Origin of the sequence: Agrobacterium pusense, assembly GCF_013285525.1 — a bacterium.
In the GTDB taxonomy this organism is placed as follows: Bacteria; Pseudomonadota; Alphaproteobacteria; order Rhizobiales; family Rhizobiaceae; genus Agrobacterium; species Agrobacterium pusense.
The window spans coordinates 1,551,358-1,569,925 of sequence record NZ_CP053856.1; the positions used below are offsets into that span (position 1 = coordinate 1,551,358).

20 protein-coding genes and 3 tRNA genes are annotated in these 18,568 nt (G+C 58.1%); 6 read left to right on the plus strand and 17 right to left on the minus strand.

Annotated features, from left to right (window positions below; all coding sequences use genetic code 11):
• Positions 1 to 154: 154 nt before the first annotated feature.
• The 10 genes from rpoB to tuf all read right to left on the minus strand — a co-directional run bounded on the left by rpoB (position 155) and on the right by tuf (position 10,488).
• Positions 155 to 4,291 (minus strand): DNA-directed RNA polymerase subunit beta, encoded by a 4,137-nt coding sequence (gene rpoB / locus HQN82_RS07680; RefSeq protein ID WP_022556539.1) that lies wholly within the window; start codon positions 4,289 to 4,291, stop codon positions 155 to 157.
• Positions 4,292 to 4,554: 263 nt separating this feature from the next.
• Positions 4,555 to 4,932, minus strand: coding sequence for a 50S ribosomal protein L7/L12 (rplL, locus tag HQN82_RS07685; protein ID WP_004442635.1), 378 nt, complete (start codon positions 4,930 to 4,932; stop codon positions 4,555 to 4,557).
• A gap of 59 nt (positions 4,933 to 4,991) precedes the next feature.
• Positions 4,992 to 5,510 (minus strand): 50S ribosomal protein L10, encoded by a 519-nt coding sequence (gene rplJ, locus HQN82_RS07690; protein ID WP_004442637.1) that lies wholly within the window; start codon positions 5,508 to 5,510, stop codon positions 4,992 to 4,994.
• Between the two features lie 355 nt (positions 5,511 to 5,865).
• Positions 5,866 to 6,561, minus strand: a complete 696-nt coding sequence (gene rplA, locus HQN82_RS07695) for a 50S ribosomal protein L1 (RefSeq protein ID WP_003507704.1) — start codon at positions 6,559 to 6,561, stop codon at positions 5,866 to 5,868.
• A gap of 2 nt (positions 6,562 to 6,563) precedes the next feature.
• Positions 6,564 to 6,995 carry a 50S ribosomal protein L11 gene (gene rplK / locus HQN82_RS07700; protein WP_004442641.1) on the minus strand — a complete coding sequence of 144 codons (432 nt, stop codon included), beginning with the start codon at positions 6,993 to 6,995 and terminating at the stop codon, positions 6,564 to 6,566.
• Positions 6,996 to 7,139: 144 nt separating this feature from the next.
• The gene (gene nusG, locus HQN82_RS07705; RefSeq protein ID WP_003523721.1) at positions 7,140 to 7,670 is read right to left on the minus strand and encodes a transcription termination/antitermination protein NusG; all 531 of its coding nucleotides are present in this window, start codon (positions 7,668 to 7,670) and stop codon (positions 7,140 to 7,142) included.
• A 21-nt stretch (positions 7,671 to 7,691) separates the two neighbouring features.
• Positions 7,692 to 7,892, minus strand: coding sequence for a preprotein translocase subunit SecE (gene secE, locus HQN82_RS07710; RefSeq protein ID WP_004442643.1), 201 nt, complete (start codon positions 7,890 to 7,892; stop codon positions 7,692 to 7,694).
• Positions 7,893 to 8,075: 183 nt separating this feature from the next.
• Positions 8,076 to 8,151, minus strand: a tRNA-Trp gene (locus tag HQN82_RS07715).
• 125 nt (positions 8,152 to 8,276) lie between these two features.
• Entirely contained in the window at positions 8,277 to 9,170 is an 894-nt protein-coding gene (locus tag HQN82_RS07720) for an NAD-dependent epimerase/dehydratase family protein (RefSeq protein ID WP_112557247.1), read from the minus strand.
• A gap of 142 nt (positions 9,171 to 9,312) precedes the next feature.
• A complete protein-coding gene (gene tuf / locus HQN82_RS07725) occupies positions 9,313 to 10,488 on the minus strand; it encodes an elongation factor Tu (protein WP_173614730.1) in 1,176 nt (391 codons plus the stop codon).
• Between the two features lie 401 nt (positions 10,489 to 10,889).
• On the opposite strand from tuf, the gene HQN82_RS07730 reads away from it, so the two are divergent.
• Positions 10,890 to 11,522 (plus strand): TerC family protein, encoded by a 633-nt coding sequence (locus tag HQN82_RS07730; protein ID WP_004442646.1) that lies wholly within the window; start codon positions 10,890 to 10,892, stop codon positions 11,520 to 11,522.
• 456 nt (positions 11,523 to 11,978) lie between these two features.
• Here HQN82_RS07730 and HQN82_RS07735 read toward each other — a convergent pair whose 3' ends face one another.
• Positions 11,979 to 12,347: an MliC family protein gene (locus HQN82_RS07735; protein ID WP_173614731.1), complete on the minus strand. Its 369-nt coding sequence runs from the start codon at positions 12,345 to 12,347 to the stop codon at positions 11,979 to 11,981.
• A gap of 499 nt (positions 12,348 to 12,846) precedes the next feature.
• On the minus strand, positions 12,847 to 13,296 hold the full coding sequence (locus HQN82_RS07740) for a hypothetical protein (RefSeq protein WP_004442652.1): 450 nt from the start codon (positions 13,294 to 13,296) through the stop codon (positions 12,847 to 12,849).
• A 264-nt stretch (positions 13,297 to 13,560) separates the two neighbouring features.
• Here HQN82_RS07740 and HQN82_RS07745 point away from each other — a divergent pair, with 264 nt between their 5' ends.
• The gene (locus HQN82_RS07745; RefSeq protein WP_004442654.1) at positions 13,561 to 13,881 is read left to right on the plus strand and encodes a BA14K family protein; all 321 of its coding nucleotides are present in this window, start codon (positions 13,561 to 13,563) and stop codon (positions 13,879 to 13,881) included.
• 133 nt (positions 13,882 to 14,014) lie between these two features.
• On the opposite strand, the gene HQN82_RS07750 is transcribed toward HQN82_RS07745, so the two are convergent.
• Together HQN82_RS07750 and HQN82_RS07755 are read right to left on the minus strand one after the other, a co-directional pair.
• Positions 14,015 to 14,088: transfer RNA gene (locus HQN82_RS07750), tRNA-Gly, on the minus strand.
• A gap of 25 nt (positions 14,089 to 14,113) precedes the next feature.
• Positions 14,114 to 14,198 (minus strand) — tRNA-Tyr (locus HQN82_RS07755).
• Between the two features lie 209 nt (positions 14,199 to 14,407).
• On the opposite strand from HQN82_RS07755, the gene HQN82_RS07760 reads away from it, so the two are divergent.
• The 3 genes from HQN82_RS07760 to HQN82_RS07770 all read left to right on the plus strand — a co-directional run bounded on the left by HQN82_RS07760 (position 14,408) and on the right by HQN82_RS07770 (position 16,363).
• Positions 14,408 to 15,295 carry a TrmH family RNA methyltransferase gene (locus HQN82_RS07760; protein WP_173614732.1) on the plus strand — a complete coding sequence of 296 codons (888 nt, stop codon included), beginning with the start codon at positions 14,408 to 14,410 and terminating at the stop codon, positions 15,293 to 15,295.
• Between the two features lie 76 nt (positions 15,296 to 15,371).
• The gene (locus HQN82_RS07765; protein WP_004442658.1) at positions 15,372 to 15,764 is read left to right on the plus strand and encodes an acyl-CoA thioesterase; all 393 of its coding nucleotides are present in this window, start codon (positions 15,372 to 15,374) and stop codon (positions 15,762 to 15,764) included.
• Between the two features lie 5 nt (positions 15,765 to 15,769).
• Entirely contained in the window at positions 15,770 to 16,363 is a 594-nt protein-coding gene (locus HQN82_RS07770; protein WP_035209760.1) for a hypothetical protein, read from the plus strand.
• A 65-nt stretch (positions 16,364 to 16,428) separates the two neighbouring features.
• Here the strand turns inward: HQN82_RS07770 and HQN82_RS07775 are convergent, their stop codons facing one another.
• Both HQN82_RS07775 and HQN82_RS07780 read right to left on the minus strand, forming a co-directional pair.
• Positions 16,429 to 16,905, minus strand: a complete 477-nt coding sequence (locus HQN82_RS07775; RefSeq protein WP_112766499.1) for a nuclear transport factor 2 family protein — start codon at positions 16,903 to 16,905, stop codon at positions 16,429 to 16,431.
• Positions 16,906 to 16,917: 12 nt separating this feature from the next.
• Positions 16,918 to 17,529, minus strand: a complete 612-nt coding sequence (locus tag HQN82_RS07780) for an NAD(P)-dependent oxidoreductase (protein WP_045531839.1) — start codon at positions 17,527 to 17,529, stop codon at positions 16,918 to 16,920.
• A 145-nt stretch (positions 17,530 to 17,674) separates the two neighbouring features.
• Here HQN82_RS07780 and HQN82_RS07785 point away from each other — a divergent pair, with 145 nt between their 5' ends.
• On the plus strand, positions 17,675 to 18,058 hold the full coding sequence (locus HQN82_RS07785; protein WP_112766498.1) for a winged helix-turn-helix transcriptional regulator: 384 nt from the start codon (positions 17,675 to 17,677) through the stop codon (positions 18,056 to 18,058).
• Between the two features lie 39 nt (positions 18,059 to 18,097).
• On the opposite strand, the gene HQN82_RS07790 is transcribed toward HQN82_RS07785, so the two are convergent.
• Positions 18,098 to 18,520 (minus strand): GNAT family N-acetyltransferase, encoded by a 423-nt coding sequence (locus tag HQN82_RS07790; protein ID WP_081859515.1) that lies wholly within the window; start codon positions 18,518 to 18,520, stop codon positions 18,098 to 18,100.
• Positions 18,521 to 18,568 lie beyond the last annotated feature (48 nt).

Below are 18,568 nucleotides of genomic sequence, written 5' to 3' on the forward strand. Positions count from 1 at the left end.
CTGCCCCTGTTTGCATCTGGACCGGCTTCTTCCCGGGTCGCCGTCCAGAGCTTTAAATACGGATTAACCGCATAATGCGGCGAAAGTATCCCGAACCGCAAAGACCGCTCGGGAAACCGGCAGGCGCCCTCTCAGGCGCCCGCCTCTGTCGTGTTTATTCCGCCGCGTCAGGCAGCTGGTCTTCGGGCTGGTTCTCGATCTTCGAGTTTTCCAGCTCGACGGACAGGCCGAGCGACCGCATTTCCTTGACGAGAACGTTGAAGCTCTCGGGGATACCGGCTTCGAAGGTGTCGTCGCCACGGACGATCGCTTCGTAAACCTTGGTGCGGCCAGCCACGTCGTCCGACTTGACGGTGAGCATTTCCTGCAGCGTGTAAGCCGCGCCGTATGCTTCCAGAGCCCAGACTTCCATTTCCCCGAAGCGCTGACCGCCGAACTGCGCCTTGCCGCCCAGCGGCTGCTGGGTAACGAGCGAGTAAGGACCGATCGAACGAGCGTGGATCTTGTCGTCGACAAGGTGGTTCAGCTTGATCATGTACATGTAGCCGACGGTGACCTTGCGGTCGAACGGCTCACCGGTACGGCCGTCGTAAAGGACGGACTGACCGGATTCATGCAGACCTGCCTTCTTCAGCATCGCGGCAACGTCAGGCTCATGCGCACCGTCGAAAACCGGAGTCGCGATGGAAACACCGCGCTTGGCTTCTTCGGCGAGCTTGACGAGCGAGTCGTCATCAAAACGCTGAACCTCGTCATTGGCTTCAGACGCATAGATTTCCGTCAGCTCGCTGCGAAGCTCGCTGATGTCCATCGTCTTGCGATACTCTTCGAGCATCTCACCGATCTTCTTGCCCATGCCTGCGCATGCCCATGCGAGGTGGGTTTCGAGGATTTGGCCGACGTTCATGCGCGACGGCACGCCGAGCGGGTTCAAGCAGATGTCGACATGCGTGCCGTCTTCGAGGAACGGCATGTCCTCGACGGGAACGATACGCGAGACGACGCCCTTGTTACCGTGACGGCCGGCCATCTTGTCGCCCGGCTGGATCTTGCGCTTAACGGCAACGAAGACCTTGACCATCTTCATGACGCCCGGAGGCATTTCATCGCCGCGCTGGACCTTTTCGACCTTGTCCATGAAGCGCTGCTCAAGGCGCGACTTGGATTCGTCGTACTGGCCGCGAAGTGCTTCGATCTCAGCCTGGGCCTTTTCGTCCTCGACGGCGAACATCCACCACTGCGAGCGGGGATATTCGGAGACGACAGCGTTGGAGAGCTCGACGCCCTTCTTGAAGCCCTTCGGACCGGCAATCGAAACCTGGCCACGCAGCATGTCGATCAGACGGCCGTAGACGTTACGGTCGAGGATCGCCTGCTCGTCGTCACGGTCCTTCGCCAGACGCTCGATCTCTTCGCGCTCGATAGCCATCGCGCGCTCGTCCTTCTCCACACCGTGACGGTTGAAGACGCGGACTTCCACGACCGTACCGAACGTGCCCGGAGGCATGCGCATGGAGGTGTCGCGAACGTCGGAAGCCTTTTCACCGAAGATGGCGCGCAGAAGCTTTTCTTCCGGCGTCATCGGGCTTTCGCCCTTCGGCGTGATCTTGCCGACGAGGATGTCGCCCGGCTGAACTTCCGCACCGATGTAGACGATACCGGCTTCGTCGAGGTTCTTCAGCGCTTCTTCCGAAACGTTCGGAATATCGCGCGTGATTTCTTCCGGACCAAGCTTCGTGTCACGCGCCATCACTTCGAACTCTTCGATGTGGATGGAGGTGAACACGTCGTCGGAAACGATGCGCTCCGACATCAGGATCGAGTCTTCGTAGTTGTAGCCGTTCCAGGGCATGAACGCGACGAGCGCGTTACGGCCGAGAGCCAGGTCACCGAGGTCGGTCGACGGACCATCCGCGATGATGTCACCCTTGGAGATGATATCACCGACGGACACCAGCGGACGCTGGTTGACGCAGGTGTTCTGGTTCGAACGCTGGAACTTCTGCAGACGGTAGATGTCAACGCCGGACTTGCCTGCATCGAGATCTTCCGTGGCGCGGATAACGATACGCGTCGCGTCGACCTGGTCGACGACACCGCCGCGGCGAGCCGCGATGGCAGCGCCGGAGTCACGCGCAACGATCGGTTCCATGCCGGTGCCCACGAAAGGCGCCTCTGCGCGCAGAAGCGGAACGGCCTGACGCTGCATGTTCGAGCCCATGAGAGCGCGGTTGGCGTCGTCGTTTTCCAGGAACGGAATGAGAGCCGCTGCGACCGAAACGAGCTGCTTGGGCGAAACGTCCATCAGGTTGATGTTGTCACGCGGTGCGAGCATAACTTCGCCCGAGTGACGGCAGACGACGAACTCTTCCGAGAAAGAACCGTCTTCATTGAGCGGCGCGTTGGCCTGCGCGACGTAATACTTCGCCTCTTCCATGGCGGAGAGGTAGATAACGTCGTTCGTGACCTTGCCGTCGGTGATCTTGCGGTACGGGCTCTCGATGAAGCCGTACTTGTTGACACGGGCAAAGGTTGCAAGCGAGTTGATCAGACCGATGTTCGGGCCTTCCGGCGTCTCGATCGGGCAAATACGGCCGTAGTGGGTCGGGTGAACGTCGCGGACCTCGAAGCCGGCGCGCTCGCGGGTCAGACCACCCGGTCCAAGAGCCGAAAGACGACGCTTGTGGGTGATTTCCGAAAGCGGGTTCACCTGGTCCATGAACTGCGACAGCTGCGAGGAACCGAAGAATTCGCGAACGGCAGCAGCTGCCGGCTTCGCATTGATCAGGTCCTGCGGCATCACGGTATCGATTTCGATCGAGGACATACGTTCCTTGATCGCACGTTCCATGCGCAGAAGGCCCAGACGATACTGGTTTTCCATCAACTCGCCGACAGAACGCACACGGCGGTTGCCGAGGTTGTCGATGTCGTCGATTTCGCCCTTGCCGTCGCGCAGTTCGACCAGCATCTTGACGACGGCGAGGATGTCTTCCTTGCGCAGCGTGCGCACGGTGTCTTCCGCGTCGAGGTCGAGGCGCATGTTCATCTTCACGCGACCAACGGCCGAAAGATCGTAACGCTCTGCATCGAAGAACAGCGAGTTGAACATCGCTTCCGCCGAATCCATGGTCGGCGGCTCACCCGGACGCATGACGCGGTAGATGTCGAACAGGGCTTCCTGGCGGTTCTCGTTCTTGTCGGCAGACAGCGTGTTGCGGATATAGGCGCCAACATTGACGTGGTCGATGTTGAGAACCGGAATCTCGTCAAAACCGGACTGCAGGATCAGACCGAGGGTCTTCTCGTCGATTTCGTCGCCGGCCTCGAGATAGATTTCACCCGTCTCGTAGTTGACGATGTCTTCGGCCAGATAGTTGCCGTAAAGGTCTTCGTCGGTCGCCTTCAGCGCCTTGAGGCCCTTTTCGGAGAGCTGGCGGATAAGGCGCGGCGTGAGCTTCTTGCCGGCCTCGACGACCACTTCGCCGGTATCGGCGTCGATCATGTCGGTGACGACCTTGGCGTTCTTCAGCGCTTCGGGCTGGAACGGAATACGCCAGCCGTCGCCGTCACGCTCATAGGAAGCCTTGGTGTAGAAGGTCGACAGAATGTCTTCGCCGTCCATGCCAAGCGCCATCAGCAGCGAGGTGACGGGAATCTTGCGGCGACGGTCGATACGCGCATAGACGATATCCTTGGCGTCGAACTCGATGTCGAGCCAGGAACCGCGATACGGAATGACACGGGCAGCGAAGAGCAGCTTGCCGGAAGAATGGCTCTTGCCCTTGTCGTGATCGAAGAACACGCCCGGCGAACGGTGCATCTGCGAAACGATGACGCGCTCGGTGCCGTTGACGATGAACGTGCCGTTATTGGTCATGAGCGGCATGTCGCCCATGTAGACGGACTGTTCCTTGATGTCCTTGATGGACTTCGCGCCCGTATCTTCATCGATATCGAACACGATGAGGCGCAGCGTCACCTTGAGCGGCGCTGCATAGGTCAGATCGCGCTGACGGCATTCCTCGACGTCGAACTTCGGCGCTTCGAATTCGTAGGATACGAATTCGAGCATGGAGGCGCCGGAAAAATCGGTGATCGGGAATACGGATTTGAAAACGGCATTCAATCCCTCGTCGGGACGGCCACCCTTGGGCTCGTCAACCATGAGAAACTGGTCGTACGAAGCCTTCTGAACCTCAATGAGGTTCGGCATTTCCGCTACTTCTGGAATTTTGCCGAAAAACTTGCGTACGCGCCTGCGACCGTTAAACGAAAGGGTCTGAGCCATCGTCGCTCCTTTAAAAATTGCATCCGGGCCTGCAACGGACGGGAACCGATGGCCAGTCGATCCCGTCAATCAATGGGTATCCTCAATCTCGTTCCACATCCCGGATCGATCAGGCCGGATTGCCTTGATGAGCCGGTTCGGAACCATTCTCTTGAAGAACCCATTACCCAAAAGCCATTTTCACGCGGCTTTTGGGTAATGAGTTTTAAAAACGATGACGACGGGAAGGGGCATTAAGCCCCTTCCCGCCAGCAATCGCAAGATTACTTAACGTCAACCTTGGCGCCTGCGTCTTCAAGCTTCTTCTTGAGATCAGCAGCTTCAGCCTTGGAAACGGCTTCCTTGACCGGCTTCGGAGCGCCTTCAACGAGGTCCTTGGCTTCCTTGAGGCCGAGGCCGGTGATGCCGCGAACTTCCTTGATGACGTTGATCTTGTTGGCGCCAGCGTCAACCAGGATAACGTCGAACTCGGTCTTTTCTTCTTCCGGAGCAGCAGCAGCAGCAGCGCCGCCAGCAGCAGCAACGGCTACCGGAGCAGCAGCGGAAACGCCCCACTTTTCTTCGAGAAGCTTGGACAGTTCTGCAGCTTCCAGAACGGTCAGCGAGGAGAGGTCTTCTACGATCTTTGCGAGATCAGCCATTTTGATAGTTCCTTTTGTTCAGTTCGAACCAGTTTGAATATTTACAGCGAAAAACCGCCTTAAGCGGCTTCGTCCTTCTTGGCGTAAGCCGAGAACACCCGAGCCAGCTGGCTTGCAGGTGCGGCGACAACCGTAGCGACGCGAGTTGCCGGGGCATTGAGAAGGCCCAGCAGCTTTGCGCGCAGCTCGTCCAGCGAAGGCAGGGTCGCGAGCGACTTGACTGCTTCGGCGTTGAGCGTGGTTGCGCCCATGGCGCCGCCCAAAACAACGACCTTGTCGTTGGTCTTGGCGAAATCCATGACGACTTTCGGAGCGATCATCGGGTCAGTGCTGTATGCAATCAGCGTCTGTCCCTTGAAGAGATTGGTCATCCCTTCCGACTCCGTACCCTGAAGAGCGATCTTGGCCAGGCGGTTCTTCGCGACCTTGACGGTGCCTCCGGCAGCGCGCATCTTCGAACGGAAGTCGTTCATCTGCGCAACGGTGACACCAGCATAGTGGGCCACGACAACCGAACCGGAAGCCTTGAAGACTTCGTTCAGCTCCGTGACGAATTCGCGTTTTTCCGCTCTTTCCACTGTCTGTCTCCAGTAGACGGGGCCACATGATTGTGAACCCGTCGGGTTTGCCTTTGCCCCAAGGGACCTTTTTACAAAGATCCCGAGCGACGCTCGAGGATCCTGTCCCCCGCTCTGTCGCCGCAAACGGCTTCAGGCACAGGCACACCAGGTTCGAACCGGACAGTCAGGCATCGACAGATGCCTCAAATCCAGCCTCACCCGTCTCATGCAGGCTAAATGATTAAGGCCGGGCCCCGAAGGACATGGCCACCCGCAATCTCGGACAGGAGTTCCGGGTTTCCCCGGAAATCTCCGGCTCCTGGGAGCCGGAAATTCTTTTATTCACACTTCACTCCGGAAGCGCGAGAATTGATTAAGCCGTAACCGACGAAGGGTCGATCTTGACACCCGGACCCATGGTCGAGGAAATCGCGACGCGCTTGACATAGTTGCCCTTGGCGCCAGCCGGCTTTGCCTTGATGACCGCATCGGCGAAAGCCTTGATGTTTTCCTCAAGAGCCTTGGCGTCGAACGAAGCCTTGCCAACGCCAGCGTGTACGATACCGGCCTTTTCGACGCGGAATTCGACAGCGCCACCCTTGGATGCCTTGACAGCACCGGCAACGTCCATGGTCACGGTTCCGACCTTCGGGTTCGGCATCATGCCACGCGGGCCGAGTACCTTGCCGAGACGGCCGACGAGCGGCATCATGTCCGGGGTCGCGATGCAGCGATCGAAGTCGATCTTGCCGCCCTGAACGATTTCAACCAGTTCTTCCGCACCAACAACGTCAGCGCCGGCAGCCGTGGCTTCATCAGCCTTGGCGCCACGGGCGAAGACGGCGACGCGAACGTCACGGCCGGTGCCGTTCGGCAGGTTGACAACGCCACGAACCATCTGGTCCGCATGGCGCGGGTCAACGCCGAGGTTCATCGAAACTTCAACGGTTTCGTCGAACTTGGCGACTGCACGTTCCTTGACCATCGAAATGGCGTCGGTGAGAACGTAGAGCTTGTTCGGATCCACGCCTTCGCGGATCTTCTGAATGCGCTTTGCTACCTTGGCCATGATCAACCTACCACTTCCAGGCCCATGGCGCGGGCAGAGCCCTCAACCATTGCCATTGCGCCTTCGATGTCGGCTGCGTTCAGATCCTTCATCTTGGCTTCAGCGATCGACTTGACCTGAGCCTTGGTGATGGAGCCGACCTTGGCGCCCTTGCCAGGCGTCTTGGAACCGGAGGTGATCTTTGCTTCCTTCTTCAGCCAGTACGTCATCGGCGGCTGCTTCATGACGAAGGTGAAGGACTTGTCCTGGTAATAGGTGATGACGACCGGGATCGGCATACCCTTTTCCATTTCCTGCGTGGCGGCATTGAACGCCTTGCAGAATTCCATGATATTAATGCCACGCTGACCAAGTGCAGGACCGATCGGCGGGGACGGATTGGCCGACCCAGCCTTTACCTGCAACTTGAGCTGGCCTGCAACTTTCTTAGCCATATCTCTCTGCCTTTCAATTCAAACCGGTCGCCCGGCTTCTCTTAAGCCGGATTTCTCCGGCGGCTGCGGTTGCGTGGTGCGGCGCCCTGCCCCGGCTTAAAGAGCCAGTTAGCCTTCCACGCGCTTGGGGCATCGCCCCGCCAATCAGACCTTCTCGACCTGATTGTATTCCAGCTCGACCGGCGTTGCGCGGCCGAAAATCGAAACTTCCACCTTCAGGCGCGAACGCTCCTCGTCCACGTCCTGAACCACGCCGTTGAACGACGCGAAAGGACCGTCGGAGACGCGAACCTGCTCGCCGATCTCGAACGAAACCGAAGACTTCGGACGCTCGACACCTTCCTGAACCTGACCAAGGATACGCTCGGCTTCGTAATCCGGAATCGGAACAGGCTTGCTGTCCGAACCGAGGAAACCGGTGACCTTCGGCGTGTTCTTGATGAGGTGATAAGCCTCATCCGTCAGGTTGGCGCGCACCAGCACGTAACCCGGAAAGAACTTGCGCTCGCTATCGACCTTGCGGCCGCGGCGCACCTCGACCACCTTTTCGGTCGGCACGAGGATTTTCTCGAAAAGATGGTCCAGACCCTTCTGACGGGCCTTTTCCTCGATCGACTCGGCGACCTTCTTTTCGAAATTCGAATATGCGTGAACGATATACCAGCGCGCTGCCATCTTTACTCTCCGTTCAATCCGTTACCGGCCGACGTTCAGCACAAGGCTGAGAATCCAGCCAATGAGCTGGTCAGCAGCAAAAAAGAACAGAGCCGCGAAAATGACCATCACCAGCACCATAGCCGTCGAAATCATGGTCTCGCGGCGCGACGGCCAAGTGATCTTTGACGCTTCGGCGCGAACCTGCTGCAGAAACGTAAACGGATTGGTTTTGGATGCCATTGACTGCCCACGCAATTACGGCGCGTAAAGCCGAACTAATCAGCCCCACGCACCGCGTGTCTGTTTTGACCCTACATAAACACCGATTCCACTTTTAACAAGAGGAAATCGACATTCGGCGAAATTCGCCGGTAAACCGGCCCCATCTGCCATGCAGCGAAAACCGCGCTTGCGAATGGAAAGTGGCAGGGGCAGAGGGGCTCGAACCCCCGACCTGCGGTTTTGGAGACCGCCGCTCTACCAACTGAGCTATACCCCTTAATCACCTGAACCGGCCGCGAAATCGCTTGGCCAATTCGGTATGCGCTCCTTTAAGGTGCAGGGAAAAGAATGGCAAGTGTGTTTTTTGTTTTTTCCACTCTGCCCCCGAAAATCATGCACCCGTCAGGTTTTGACGTATTTCCGCCAGTCATGCTCTTCCTTGAAACCAAGGATCTCGCGAATCTTGCGGTTGGAGATCAATCCCTCATGCTCTCCGATCTCTCGGCGGAATTGCACCTGAGGGAAATATGTCCGGGCAAGCTCGCGCGTGGGGACCGTTGCCGTAGCTGTATCATTAACGGCATTGAAGACCTGATAACCGAGGCCATCCTTTTCGATGCAAAGATGACAAATCTGGCCGAGATCACGTGCGTCGATGTAGCCCCAGGCGTTGCGTTTGCGTGTTTCCGGATGGGCAAAGAAATCGGGAAACTTCTCATACTCATGGGGTTCGATGACATTGCCGATTCGCAGCGCGTAAATGTCGTATCCGCTTCGCTCGGCAAAGGCCCGCGCGGTTCTTTCATTCACCACCTTCGACAGCCCGTAGGAATCCATCGGATCGACATCGTAGTCCTCTTCAAGCGGGAAGTGGTGAAAATCCTTCTCGCCCTCGGCGAAACAGACCCCGTATGTGGTCTCGCTCGACGCTATCACTACCTTTCGGATGCCAAGCTTTATCGCGGCCTCGATGACATTATAGGTTCCCATGGTGTTGATACGGAACGTCTCGTTGTCCGGCTTGATCAAAATGCGTGGAACCGCAGCAAAATGGATCACCGCATCAAAGGGCAGAACACCCTTCCCGCTTTCGAGCTCCGCGAAGTTCCGATGCATGGAAAGGGCATTAAAAACCTGCCCGCTGTCCGTGATATCGACGATGAGATTGGTCACGCCCGGCCTGTCGAGCGGAACGAGATCGATGTTGTGGACCTCATATCCCTTGCCGATGAGCCACGGGATCACATGCCGTCCGGCCTTGCCGGAACCACCGGTAAACAGAATGCGCTTCTTCATGATACTCCTCATCATCTCCCCAGCAATGAAGTAGCAGCCGGGACCGAGGAACGAAAGCTCCCATCCCCCAGGCGCGAGACACAAAACAAAAAACCCCGCTGTCTCCAGCGGGGTTTTCGTCAAGCCTTTTCAGGCCTTAAGATTACTCGACGATCGAGGCGACGATGCCGGCGCCGACGGTACGGCCGCCTTCGCGGATAGCGAAGCGCAGCTTTTCTTCCATCGCGATCGGAACGATCAGCTCGACGTCAACGGTGACGTTGTCGCCAGGCATAACCATTTCCGTGCCTTCCGGAAGCGTAACGATGCCCGTGACGTCCGTCGTGCGGAAGTAGAACTGCGGACGGTAGTTCGTGAAGAACGGCGTATGACGGCCGCCTTCTTCCTTCGTCAGGATGTAGGCTTCTGCCTTAAACTTCTTGTGCGGCTTTACCGAACCCGGCTTGCACAGGATCTGACCACGCTCGACGCCGTCACGGTTAACACCGCGAACCAGTGCACCGATGTTGTCGCCAGCCTGGCCCTGGTCGAGCAGCTTGCGGAACATTTCAACGCCGGTAACAGTCGTCTTCGAGGTCGGACGGATGCCGACGATTTCGACTTCTTCACCAACCTTGACGATACCGCGCTCAACGCGACCCGTCACAACCGTACCACGGCCCGAGATCGAGAACACGTCTTCGATCGGCATCAGGAACGGCTGGTCGATCGGACGCTCAGGCGTCGGGATGTAGGCGTCAACCGCAGCCATCAGCTCGCGGATCGCGTCTTCACCGATCTTCTTGTCGGAATCTTCAAGAGCAGCAAGCGCCGAACCCTTGATGATCGGAATATCGTCGCCCGGGAAGTCGTAGGACGACAGAAGTTCGCGAACTTCAAGCTCGACGAGCTCGAGAAGCTCGGCGTCGTCAACCTGGTCGACCTTGTTGAGGAACACGACGATCGCCGGAACGCCAACCTGACGGGCAAGCAGGATGTGCTCGCGCGTCTGCGGCATCGGGCCGTCGGCAGCCGAGCAAACCAGGATCGCGCCGTCCATCTGGGCAGCACCGGTGATCATGTTCTTCACGTAGTCGGCGTGGCCGGGGCAGTCAACGTGAGCGTAGTGACGGTTCGGCGTCTCATACTCAACGTGGGCAGTCGAAATCGTGATACCACGAGCCTTCTCTTCAGGAGCGGCGTCGATTTGATCATACGCCTTGAACTCGCCGAAATACTTCGTGATCGCAGCAGTCAACGACGTCTTGCCGTGGTCGACGTGACCGATCGTGCCAATGTTGACGTGCGGCTTATTGCGCTCAAACTTGCTCTTTGCCATGTGAATTGCTTCCTGTGAACGTGAAGTAGTTTCCCCGGCGAACCGGTTTGGTGTCGCCGTTTAAGGCTTTGTAAGCGAATGCGCAAGACTTAATTGTGAAAGCGCCTTCGCGCGCGCTCTAAGCGTGCCTTGTGGGGCGTATATGGTGTATGTTTTGCGACATTCAAACCCGCGCCGTGGCATCACACAGAGATACAGACGAGCCGCCTTTTCAGTCGCAGCCGATCACTAATTAAGATATTTCCATCACAACTTCTTTACCTGGGGCGGCTCGATGGCTTAAGGACACTTCATCGCCGGGGGGAGACGGGCGAGCGGAAACGGGCGCTGCCGCGCTACCATGCATGTCTCGACCGCCGCTTTTCCCCGCGCCGCCTCTCTATCCGTTTCAGGACCAGCCAATGGAAATCTTCACAGCCGCCGGTTTCACGGCATTCTTACAGGTCATTGCGATCGATCTCGTTCTGGCAGGCGACAACGCCATCGTCATCGGCCTTGCCGCCGCCGGTCTTCCCGCGCATCTCCGCCGCAAGGCGATCCTTGTCGGCATCATCGCCGCCACGGTTCTCCGCATCGGGTTTGCCGCCGTCACCGTACAGCTTCTTGCCATCGTCGGCCTGCAACTCTTTGGCGGCCTGCTGCTCGCCTGGGTCTGCTGGAAGATGTGGAGCGAACTGCGCGAAGCTTCGGGCTCCATCGAGGACGAGGTGACGGATGAAGAGGCCGACCTGACCAAGGGCCACAAGACGTTCTTCCAGGCAGCGACCCAGATCGTCATCGCCGACGTCTCTATGTCGCTGGACAATGTGCTCGCCGTCGCCGGCGCCGCGCAGGAACATGTTACTGTTCTGGTCATTGGACTCATCGTCTCGATCGCGCTGATGGGACTTGCAGCCAACTTCGTCGCCAAGCTTTTGCACCGCTACCGCTGGATTTCCTATCTCGGCCTGATGGTCATCATCTACGTGGCGCTCAACATGCTGTATCACGGCACGCTCGAAGTCCTGCCCTACATTCAGGCCTATCTCGGCTGAGCCACCTGCAGAAACACACTTTCAAAAGGCCCGGAAGCCTCGCTTTCCGGGCCTTTTGCATGACGGGGGCCAGCTCACCGACCACCCGGCCTTTGCGTTGGTGGAGCGAGCGGGGAATCAGCTGTCGCCTTCGCTGCAACATCCGGAGAAGATTGGGAAATCGTGATTTGTGGCCAGTGGATTCTGGCAATTGAGGTCAGCCACGGGCAAGCCTAGGGAGCTATTTATAAGTCATAATAATAAAAAGAAAGGTAGAGCTCCCAATGGCTTATGACTGGAGCGGCGGACGTACCCGTCGTCTTCGCCGAATGAAGCTTGGCGTCGTCGCCAGTTCTCTCATTCTGCTGGCGCTTGTAGCGTCGCTTGTTCTTGGCTGAGCGTGCAGCCTGACACTGACCGGCGGCATGGCACGGTTTTCAAAACCGCCCTGCCGCCGCTCCATGAATATCATGGCGATCAGGTTTTTTTCTCTTCCACACAATGAACCGGTTGTTTCATGTCCGGATCCGCCATCACATCGTAGAGATCGGCTTCGTCTCCTTTGGACCACCAGACACGAGCGCCGCCCTGGTATTTTGCTCCGGAGCCTGAAACGACATTGGCGGCGACGATAACGCCGTCCTTCAAGCCCAGCCGAAGAAGACTGATGTCGCCGGCATTGTAATAAACCGCCTCCACCGTCTCGGCGCCGCACCGATAGACAGCATCGGTTTTTTCAACCGTCGTATCCCCGGGAAGCGGAATCACCAGATCCTCGGCAAGCGCGCTGGAGGCAGCCGGCAAGGACAGAGCGGCAAGATAGAGGGCTGCAACGGATTTCTTCATGATGGGCCTTCCTGGTTTGACCCTGTCATAAGGTCACGCCAGCAAAGCCAAATTGCGGCAGCTCCAGGAACCGCCGCCCTATCCCCGATTCATTGCCGCTGGACGCGTGCATCATTACAATCAACCCCAAGCGGGGGCTGGCTATCGAAACAGCCAGTAAACAATGCCGAGAATCACAGCCCACATCGCCAAGGATATGGCCAGAACTACGAGATAATTTCGAAACCGTCTGGTCATCCGCCCCCATCGCCGGACGGCCGTTGCTCGACAGCCGTAACCGTTGAATTGCTGGATGCGGATAAACCGCAGGGATCAGCCTGTCTACCAAGAGGCTGAATCACAGGCTATTCGCATATTTTACCCGCCCGAAATGGGGTCGGTGGACGGAGCAGGACGCACAGATCCGCCAGCGCGAGGGTCTTCGCCTCCAGCGCTACACGCTTCATGCGATATCGGCTCGGGACAGGGCGGCGGAAACCGACCGCCGCCCCTACCCGCCTCAGCTCTTCAGCGCCGTGTTGCACAGGCTCCAGTAGCCGCCGCCCTTCTGGATCCATTTCAGGTCACCGAGCGTACCGTCATTCTTGTTCTTGTGATAGGAGTCGACACAGGTTTTCAGGCGGGCCTTTGCCGGCGTCTCGCTTGAATATTTCTTGTCAACAGCGCTCGGGAAAGCGACGCCCTTTGGAGCCTTGATCGTCGCTTTTTCGGGTTCCTTCTCGGTTGTGGCCGCGACCTGCTTATCGTCGGCCGCATCTTCAGCCGCCGCCTCGCTGCCGCAGAACTTGGCGCGATAATCGTTCCACTTGATGTCCTTGGCGGACCCGTCAGCTTTCGCTGCCTGATATTTTACGCTGCACTCCTTCATGGTGAGTGCGGCAGCGGGGGAGACAAACGCCGCCGATGCCAGCAGCGCAAAGGATGAGAGAATGACAACCCTGTTCAACATTGAAGACTCCCGTTTGCATGATTGCCGGTCGACTATCTGACCGGATTTTCCGCTTGTCAACGAGCAGTGCGGCATGGATACAAAGTCCGGTTGAGCGAGCATAAATCCATCCTGCCGCGCCTAGGATTTCCCCATGAGGCCGGCTCCAAACCCACGCTCTCCGATCAAGCCGAAGAATCACGTCTTCGTGTGGCGTCAAGCCTCCATCGGAACGAAATTCCTAAATTTTCGTTAGCATCCCGAACGAATAATGAGGATTTATCGATGTTGAGGATGCCGAAGACCATCTCCGCGCTCGCTCTTGGCGTCGCATTATCTGCCGCTTTTGTTATGCCCGCTGAGGCGTTGAGCCTCATACAGCCAGCCTATGAAACGCAGGCGCAAAATTCGGGCCAGCGCGGTTATCCCGCATCCGCCTTTGCCGCGGGAACCGGGGAAGAAGCCACGCCTGACGGATACGCCCTGTCTCAGGCCGAAATAAATCACGTAAAATGGTGCGCGGCGCGTTACGCCTCCTATCACCCTACTGATAACAGCTACCTGGCGCCCGCAGGCACAAGAAGCCAGTGCCGTTCGCCTTATTGAGCGCGACTCGGAGCGGCATTCATGGCGTATAGGATAAACTAGAGCCCATCACCGCATCGGCTGAATGCTCACGGCACAACCCGGAGACGCGAAACACGTCCCGCAGCGATAAGGTGATTTACTGAGAGGAAGCTGGAGCGGGTAGCGGGAATCGAACCCGCGTATTCAGCTTGGAAGGCTGCTGCTCTACCATTGAGCTATACCCGCGGTGGCGATTTCGATCCGTGCAGAATGGTGGAGGGAGTTGGATTTGAACCAACGTAGGCGTAGCCAACGGATTTACAGTCCGTCCCCTTTAACCACTCGGGCATCCCTCCAGTTATCTGCGAGGATCAAGCGACCAAGCTCTTCAGATTTCGCTGCGGCGAAGCGCCGTTGCGTCGTCTGTGGCGCGTATATGACGGCCTCGTTCGTTTCTGTCAACACGCCCTTTCACGAATTTTCGGGAAAAAATTCAATCCCCTTTGCAGCCCTGTGGATTATCACGGGGGCTGGTGCGCGGAACGCGCCGGAGATATAAGGCGCCATGAGCAAAGACGATCCCACCAACAAATCCACCCGCGACACACATTACGCCAACCTGCGTCGTGCCGTGCGCGACGCGAAGCGCGAGCGCGGTGAAATTCCGACCCCGCAGCAGTCGAAGCGCCGGAACCGCGGCGCCGACGACTGGAAGCCGCCGCAACTTGCGCCCGACCAGGTGCACCTTTACGGCCTGCATACCGTACGCGCAGCCCTTGCCAATCCGGAGCGGCAGATCGTCAAGCTTTCTGTTACCCAGAATGCCTTTGCACGTCTCGATATCGGCGAGGCGGAGGCGCAGCCCTTCCCGGTCGAGATAGTATCCCCGCAGGATATCGACAGGGTTTTGGGGCCTGAGGCGATCCATCAGGGCGTGATGCTGGAGACCCGGCCGCTGCCGGTAAAGCGGCTGGGCGCGCTGAAGGATAGCCCACTCATTCTCGTGCTCGATCAGGTCACCGATCCGCACAATGTCGGCGCCATCATGCGCTCGGCAGTCGCCTTTAATGCGGGCGCCGTTATCACCACGATGCGCCATAGCCCGACCGAGTCGGGTGTGCTGGCGAAATCCGCCTCAGGCGCGCTGGAACTCATCCCCTATATCCAGATCACCAATCTCGCCGATGCGCTGGGTGAACTGCACAAGCTCGGCTTCTTCTCCGTCGGCCTCGATTCGGAGGGGCCCGCCCCGATTGAACGGACCTTCAGCGGCGAAAAAATCGCACTGGTGCTGGGCGCCGAAGGCAAGGGCCTGCGCCAGAAGACCCGCGAGACCGTCTCGGCGCTCGCCCGTCTCGATATGCCGGGAGCGATCAAATCGCTCAACGTGTCGAACGCGGCGGCCATCGCCCTTTACGCAACGCAGCAATTTCTGGGCAAAGCGTCGTCCTGACGCTTGCCCTTCCTTGCGAAATCACAAAGCGCATCGCATGCTGCGCCTTTGTCATTCGCACGGAGCACATCTCAACATGACCGACCAGACCATCAAACCGACCGGCGAGCTGACGCTCAGAACGCTCGCCATGCCGGCCGACGCCAATCCGGCCGGCGATATTTTCGGGGGCTGGGTCATGTCACAGATGGACTTGGCAAGCGGCATTCGTGCGGCGGAACGCTCTCGCTGTCGCGTGGTCACGGCGGCAGTCAAGGAAATGGCCTTTGAACTGCCGGTGAAGATCGGCGACACGCTGTCCATCTATACCGATATTGCCCGCGTCGGCCGCACCTCCATCACGCTGACGGTAGAGGCCTGGGCGCAGCGGTCGCGTTACGACAAGCTGGAAAAGGTAACCGCCGGCACCTTCATCATGGTGGCGATGGACGAAAACGGGCAACCGACGCCCATTCCTCCGGCGGAGTAGGAGCGATGGAGGCCGCCGTCAACGCCGCAGAAGCCTATTCGCACATCCGCGCGGTCATGGGCATGGTGGTCGGCCTCAGCCTCGCCCGATTGCTGACCGGCCTTGCAGGTTTCGTGCAGCATCCCAAAAAAGAACGGATTTATCCCCTGCACATCGGCTGGGTGGCGTTCCTGTTTCTGATGCTGGTGCATTTCTGGTGGTGGGAGCACCGGCTTTCTGCCACAGGCCATGTACTCGGCTTCGGCGCGTTCCTTTTCCTGATCCTGTTCTGCTCGCTGTTTTATTTCCTGTGCGTTCTGCTCTTTCCCACGGAGATGAAGGAGTACAAGGGATATGAGGATTATTTCCTTTCCCGCAAAAGCTGGTTCTTCGCCTTTCTGGCAGCGCTTTTCGTCACCGATGTCGGGGATACTTTGCTGAAAGGCCAGGACTATCTCGCCTCACTTGGTCCGGAATACCTTATACGCACCGCCATCTACGTCATTTTGTTCACGCTGGCGATCTTCATCGAGAACCGCCGTTTCCATCGGTTTCTCGTCATCTTTGCGCTGATTTACCAGATCGCCTGGATTTTCCGTACTTACGATCTTCTGGCCTGAAGTTTACCCGTTCCGGCAAGCGGGCACGATCCCGGCGTGCCCGCCTGCCTCAAAAGTTCGTCGCCTCAGAACATCGTATTGTTGTTCGCCGCCGTCTCCGGCACGGGCTGGATTACATCCCAATGCTCGGTGATCTTGCCATCGGTCACCCGAAAAATATCGACGATGGCCCTGCCCCGGTCTCCGTCCTTTTCTGTTGAATGAATATGCAGATAGACAAGGTCGCCATCCGCGGCGCTTCTCACGATCCGCGCCTTGGACTGCGGGTTTTCCTTGAAGTGGCCGGTGAAGTAATCCACGAACGGTTTCTTGCCATCCGGCACCACGGGATTGTGCTGCTTGTAGCTGTCGACAATAACGGCAGCACCCTTTTCCACTTCGTGCTTGTTGAAGACGGTATCGTAAAACTCAATCACCAGCTTGCGATTGGCCTCTTCCCGGGCGAAATCCCGCCCGGCGGTTTCGGCCAGCACCGGAACGGCTGTCAATGCGGGCGCAAGAGCGAGAGCGGCGATGGCGAGACGACGTGTCATGACATTCATGGGTGATACCTCTCAATAACCGACGGTGAAGCGCTGGCGGGAATGCTGCGGCTTCTCGATTTCATCGACAAGCGCAATCGCGTAGTCTTCGAAGGAAATGCGGCTACCATCTTCATTGCTCAGAAGATTGTCCTTGCCGATGCGGAATTTGCCCGTTCTTTCACCCGGCACGAACTCGGCGGAAGGCGAAAGGAAGGTCCAGTCGAGCTGCTTTTCCTGTTTCAGCAAATCAAGAAACTCCGCACCCTTGGTGGCCTCGGCCTTGTAAGCGGCAGGAAAATCCGGCAGGTCGACGACACGTTGGCCGGGCGCGATTTCGAGACTGCCGGCGCCACCAACCACGAGGTAGCGTGGAACGCCGGAGGCACGCACGGCCTCGATCAGCGTCACCGGGTCGCTCGCCGTGAAATGCACCGAACTGATCACGGCATCGTGACCTGCAAGCAGTTTTGAAAGTCCGGTTTGATCGAAGACATCGCCTTTCTTTGCAACGACGTTCGGCAGGGCGGCAATCTTTTCGGGGCTGCGGGCAATGGCCGTAACATGATGCCCCCGGTCGGAAAGTTCCTTGAGAATACGGGACCCGGCATTGCCGGAAGCACCGATGAGCGCGATTTTAGCCATGGCTTCTTCCTTTTGTTGCTATTGTCGTTGGTCTAAATAATAGACCGAAAGAAAGAGCTATGGTATCGCGTCCCCGGCCGCAAGAAGTCAGCAGCCGGTGATCTGGTCACATGGCGATGACCTGCAAGGATATGGGGTAATCGAAATGTCGGATACGCAGGCGAAAGAAATCTTCGACTTCGAGCAGCCCTGCCCCATTCGGGATGTGCTGGACCGCATCGGAGACCAATGGAGCCTTCTGGTTCTCGAAGCGCTGCAGGGCGGCGTGCTGCGCTTCAACGAGTTGAACCGCAGGATTGACGACATTTCCAAGCAGATGTTGTCCCGTACGCTGAAGCGGCTGGAGGAGGATGGATTCATCCGGCGCACGCTTTATGCCGAGGTGCCGCCGCGCGTGGAGTATGAGCTGACAGGTCTTGGCCGCTCGTTTCTGGTACCGATGCAATTGCTGGTCCAATGGGCCGACGAAAACCACGTCCGCATCTGCAAGGCCCGCCTGCAATATTCCGAAAACGACAATCGCAGCTGACCATCAGAGCAATATCCGACCGGCAGCGGCACGCCGCATCTAGTCCAGTCGGTAAACCTTGCAGACCAACCCTTCCGGCTGGCGGTAGGTCATGAAGCCCATGGCATCATAATAACTCTGCCCGAGCGCATTGTCCGCGCCGATGCTGGCGTCGATATTCTTGAGGCCCCGCGCCTCCGCCGCCCTGCGCGTCGCGGCGAAGAGGGCGGATCCAACGCCTCTTCGCGCCGCCTGCGGACTGACATGGGTGCCGATGATGCCCCACCCTTCCGCCACGCCATAGGGATTGTCCGCCCGTGCATAACGCAGCGACTGGAAGCCCAGGATATGCCCGTCTTCATCCTCCGCGACCGAACACTCGATACGGTCGGCGTGCTGGATGTAATTCTCCAGCACCGCCGCGACGTCCGTCGGCGCTTTTCGAAGGCCGGCCGCGAATATCTCGTTTTGAACCGCTGCCATTCCCTTTGCATCGTCAAGTCTTGCAGGCCGTATTTTCATCGATACATC

What these genes read in the sequence shown, in the direction of transcription:
- HQN82_RS07740 (WP_004442652.1), bottom strand. Translation starts at nt 13,296, where the DNA reads ATGTTGAACAGGGTTGTCATTCTCTCATCCTTTGCGCTGCTGGCATCG.
- secE (WP_004442643.1), bottom strand. Translation starts at nt 7,892, where the DNA reads ATGGCATCCAAAACCAATCCGTTTACGTTTCTGCAGCAGGTTCGCGCC.
- HQN82_RS07785 (WP_112766498.1), top strand. Translation starts at nt 17,675, where the DNA reads ATGTCGGATACGCAGGCGAAAGAAATCTTCGACTTCGAGCAGCCCTGC.
- HQN82_RS07790 (WP_081859515.1), bottom strand. Translation starts at nt 18,520, where the DNA reads ATGGCAGCGGTTCAAAACGAGATATTCGCGGCCGGCCTTCGAAAAGCG.
- HQN82_RS07775 (WP_112766499.1), bottom strand. Translation starts at nt 16,905, where the DNA reads ATGAATGTCATGACACGTCGTCTCGCCATCGCCGCTCTCGCTCTTGCG.
- rplK (WP_004442641.1), bottom strand. Translation starts at nt 6,995, where the DNA reads ATGGCTAAGAAAGTTGCAGGCCAGCTCAAGTTGCAGGTAAAGGCTGGG.
- tuf (WP_173614730.1), bottom strand. Translation starts at nt 10,488, where the DNA reads ATGGCAAAGAGCAAGTTTGAGCGCAATAAGCCGCACGTCAACATTGGC.
- HQN82_RS07720 (WP_112557247.1), bottom strand. Translation starts at nt 9,170, where the DNA reads ATGAAGAAGCGCATTCTGTTTACCGGTGGTTCCGGCAAGGCCGGACGG.
- rpoB (WP_022556539.1), bottom strand. Translation starts at nt 4,291, where the DNA reads ATGGCTCAGACCCTTTCGTTTAACGGTCGCAGGCGCGTACGCAAGTTT.
- HQN82_RS07735 (WP_173614731.1), bottom strand. Translation starts at nt 12,347, where the DNA reads ATGAAGAAATCCGTTGCAGCCCTCTATCTTGCCGCTCTGTCCTTGCCG.
- HQN82_RS07760 (WP_173614732.1), top strand. Translation starts at nt 14,408, where the DNA reads ATGAGCAAAGACGATCCCACCAACAAATCCACCCGCGACACACATTAC.
- rplA (WP_003507704.1), bottom strand. Translation starts at nt 6,561, where the DNA reads ATGGCCAAGGTAGCAAAGCGCATTCAGAAGATCCGCGAAGGCGTGGAT.
- nusG (WP_003523721.1), bottom strand. Translation starts at nt 7,670, where the DNA reads ATGGCAGCGCGCTGGTATATCGTTCACGCATATTCGAATTTCGAAAAG.
- HQN82_RS07730 (WP_004442646.1), top strand. Translation starts at nt 10,890, where the DNA reads ATGGAAATCTTCACAGCCGCCGGTTTCACGGCATTCTTACAGGTCATT.
- HQN82_RS07745 (WP_004442654.1), top strand. Translation starts at nt 13,561, where the DNA reads ATGTTGAGGATGCCGAAGACCATCTCCGCGCTCGCTCTTGGCGTCGCA.
- HQN82_RS07765 (WP_004442658.1), top strand. Translation starts at nt 15,372, where the DNA reads ATGACCGACCAGACCATCAAACCGACCGGCGAGCTGACGCTCAGAACG.
- rplL (WP_004442635.1), bottom strand. Translation starts at nt 4,932, where the DNA reads ATGGCTGATCTCGCAAAGATCGTAGAAGACCTCTCCTCGCTGACCGTT.
- HQN82_RS07780 (WP_045531839.1), bottom strand. Translation starts at nt 17,529, where the DNA reads ATGGCTAAAATCGCGCTCATCGGTGCTTCCGGCAATGCCGGGTCCCGT.
- HQN82_RS07770 (WP_035209760.1), top strand. Translation starts at nt 15,770, where the DNA reads ATGGAGGCCGCCGTCAACGCCGCAGAAGCCTATTCGCACATCCGCGCG.